1 protein-coding gene and 1 pseudogene are annotated in these 3,039 nt (G+C 32.9%); both read right to left on the bottom strand.

Translation table 11 applies throughout. The features are described from left to right. Positions 1-339: 339 nt before the first annotated feature. On the bottom strand, positions 340-2,670 hold the full coding sequence (locus tag Q0257_RS00490; protein ID WP_298020184.1) for an AAA family ATPase: 2,331 nt from the start codon (positions 2,668-2,670) through the stop codon (positions 340-342). Positions 2,671-2,675: 5 nt separating this feature from the next. Then, a pseudogene (locus Q0257_RS00485) lies at positions 2,676-3,039 on the bottom strand (phosphoribosylanthranilate isomerase); the annotation flags it as partial.

Genomic DNA, 3,039 nt, shown 5'->3' with positions numbered 1-3,039 from the left:
GTATCGAAAACCGTGAATATTCACTCCTCGCTCCCGGTAAAAATGAAAAACGCAGACACATCGCGCACCCGAGCGCGCCCGCGATCTCGTACTAGTCGATAACGCCTACGACGAGGACGCGGAGCAAATTTTAACCTGCTATGAGATATGAGTATGCTCGCCGTGAAGCGCAGAATTGCTTCAAAAGAAATTAACCATTATAAATTTAAAGATTTTAAACAGGTTTTATAAAGCCTTAAGGCCTAGATGCAGCATATTAGCCTAATATAAATATTAGGTACGACTACAATAAAGTAATTCTATTATAATATTTGCACAATGCACTATCCGATAAGTATTTTAAATTTTGCAATTTTCAACCCACTGCTCTATTTTTTCTACCTGTTCTTTTTGTAAATACTTTTGCAGGTGTGCTTTGTTTAATAAGTACAGAAGAGAAAGGATGTCTTTTGCAGTCTTTTTTTGTTTTTCAATTTCGCTAATGCAAGAGAAAAAATCAAGAGTTTTTGTTTTATCCTCTGCATGACTTTCACCGTGCAAAACCAAACGATACATTAAATTTTCAAAATACGCTTGTTGTTCTGGGCTTAAATTGACTACTATTGCCTTGTCTCTTGCGATATCTTCTATACCGCACTGATAATTAAATGTGCCAAAGGTTTCTAGTACTTTTCTCATGTTGTTGCCAATATTTATATTTTCTGATATAGAGTTATTTGCATAATCATAAATCTCGTTCAAAAGAGTTTTATATTCTGAATATTTTTTACCAAAATCCACAAATTGATGTTCTTTGAGCTCTTTTTGTATAAAAATAACATCTTTCTTATTTCTATTTTCTCGTTCATCATAAAATTCTACTTTTGGCAAATTGCTTATAATCTTTTGCATATCAAACGCGCTCATCAAATCATGAGTTAAAATTATCATCTTGCTTTTATTGCAGCCGGTCATAATTTTATGAATTTGGTAATTTAAAAACGACATTATCCCAACTTTATTTTCAAAATCAAAGCTAGAAATCGGATCATCTATAACTATAAATTTTGGTTTTGTATAAAATTCCTTACTATTCTCGCCTTTGAAAATTTCGGTAAAAAAATAGCTTAATGCAATAGCGTTTCGCTCGCCGGTCGAGACGTCTTTGGCTTTTACTCTATTGCCGTTTGATTTTAAGACATATTGCCCTTGATTTTCGCTAAGTTCAAGCCTACCTTCTTTAAAAAATATATATTTTAGATGCTCATTAATCTTATCTTGAGCTATATTTATCTGCTTTTTTTGAGCATTTAGTTCTGAAATTTTACTACTTATACACCCCAGTCGTCTGTCATTATGTTCTTTTTTGATATTTAAAGTCTGCTTAATCCTTAGCTTTTCTTCATAATAGTTAAAGTTATCTTTTATCTCGCAATAGGCTATTTGTTTATTCAATCTTTCAAGCTCTTGTTTTAGCTCGTCTGCTCTAGCTTTTTGTGCCATAAAAGCTTGTCTTTTTTGCTCAAGCTGATCTAAATCTCGATTCAATTCATTAACTAAGTTATCAAAATTTGTATCTAAATTTAGGGCGACGAATGGATTTTGTATCTTTTGATTTAGTTTTTCAGTGACTTCAGTTTGGCAATTATCAATTTTCATTTTTATAGTATCAAACAAATCTTTATCTAACTTATCAATGTCTCGCAAATCTTTTAAATAATTTAGTGAATTTTGAATTTCCAGTTTCTTATTTTCTAAATTCGTCCGATGGTTTTGTATCTCTGGATTAAAAATAGCTTCTAAACTTGATAAAACTTCTTTTTTATACTCATCTGTTAGCTTTTGAAAACAATATGGGCAAATATTACTATCGCCTTCCATTATATTTTTTGTTATTTGGTCGCTTTGTATAATTTGTTTTATTTCTTCTTCTCTCGGACTTAATTGTTTTTGTTCTACTCGGTGTAGCAAAAGCTGCTTAATGTCTTCAAAATTTAACTGTTTTATCTCTTCTGTAAAATTTAAATCGCTTCGGATATCTTCGTAAGATTTAAGTCTTTCATCAAAGTTATTTTTTAATTCATTCACATTTGCATCTATTGCAAAAGCATTTATGATATTTTCTGCACTTTCAAAAGAACAAACATCACCTGATATGCGCTCTTTATTGTTTATTTGTTTCCATCTGTTCCCAAATTTTTCTTTTAAAATTTTTATTATATCATCCTTGTATTTTTCAGGATTATCCGTGTTTTGTCTATCATTATATTTTTGGAACTCTTCTTGATATTTACTTTTTCTTTCTTCTAATTTTTTGTTAATCCTTTTTGCTTTTTGAAGCTTCTTATCTATATTTGCCACGTCCCCAAGTAAAACTATCGCGTCCAAACCATTATCTTTAATTTTAACTTTACTATTTACATATTCTTCATTAAATACGAAAATATTATTTTTCTGATCTTCGTTTGTTAAATCTACTGCTGCGCCGCTTTTGTCTATAATTTGACTAGCAATAAGAGATTGATTGTTGTGTTTGACGGCATCAAAAGCTTGGGAAATAGTGCTTTTGCCGCTTCCGTTTTTGCCATAGATTAAACACAACCTATGATGCTCTTTCTCGAAAAAATTTAAATTTACTTCGCTTTGAAAGCACTTTCCCTGAATTTTTATGCCACAAAAATTACTAAACATTCTATTTACTCCAATGTATTGTTAAATTTTAAAACCTCTAAAATTCTCTCTATTTTTCGCATATCTTTTATGCCGTTTTCGTCCTCGACTTTTGAGTTTAGATCGAGCACTCGCGGACTAAATTTGATCGCCTCGCACGCGTTATGTTCGCCGATACCGCCCGCCATGCCGAAGTCAAATTTGACGCTCCGCAAAATATCCCAATCAAAGCTGATACCGTTGCCGCCCAAATTTGCGCCTTTAGTATCAAATAGCACTAGATCACAGCTCAAACCCTCAAGCAGCGGCATCTCAGCGCCGACGCTTAGCACCTGCCACGCCTCGATGCCCGCCGCGTTAAGCCGCGCTTTGAAATCCGCGCTTATGCGT

Source organism: uncultured Campylobacter sp. (genome assembly GCF_938018035.1).
In the GTDB taxonomy this organism is placed as follows: Bacteria; Campylobacterota; Campylobacteria; order Campylobacterales; family Campylobacteraceae; genus Campylobacter_B.
Note: the sequence above shows the minus strand (reverse complement) of the source record. Positions and strands in the feature narration are given on the sequence as shown.

What these genes read in the sequence shown, in the direction of transcription:
- Q0257_RS00490 (WP_298020184.1), bottom strand. Translation starts at nt 2,670, where the DNA reads ATGTTTAGTAATTTTTGTGGCATAAAAATTCAGGGAAAGTGCTTTCAA.